This window comes from [Flexibacter] sp. ATCC 35208 (assembly GCF_001975825.1).
Lineage (GTDB): Bacteria > Bacteroidota > Bacteroidia > Chitinophagales > Chitinophagaceae > Chitinophaga.
Genome location: NZ_MTKN01000379.1, coordinates 1 through 305 on the forward strand (window position 1 = coordinate 1; position 305 = coordinate 305).

The 305-nt window shown below is 35.4% G+C and carries 1 protein-coding gene; it reads right to left on the minus strand.

The window, feature by feature from the left end:
- The coding region (locus tag BW716_RS37465; protein WP_179091455.1) for a hypothetical protein at positions 1-305 on the minus strand (305 nt) is incomplete at both ends.

Below are 305 nucleotides of genomic sequence, written 5' to 3' on the forward strand. Positions count from 1 at the left end.
ACATCAATTTCCAAATCTAATTTCTCTGACAATATTTTAAGCCAGTAATTTATTTCGCTGGCGATATTTACCAGATGTTCCTGATTCGATTTAAATGGGTTATAATTGTCATCTTCAATAGGTACTCCATTTTTTAGAACTTCCCGCATGGTGGCTTCGTCTTCAAAAACGATTCCTTTGCCACCGCTAGCGGGTAGCCAGACAATTTTATTATTATTGATTGTATAAGCACAAGACAAATCTTCTTCATTTTCGCTCAAAATCTGCCCATTTTGCTCTCTTAAAATTTTTAACAGCTCTAGGGA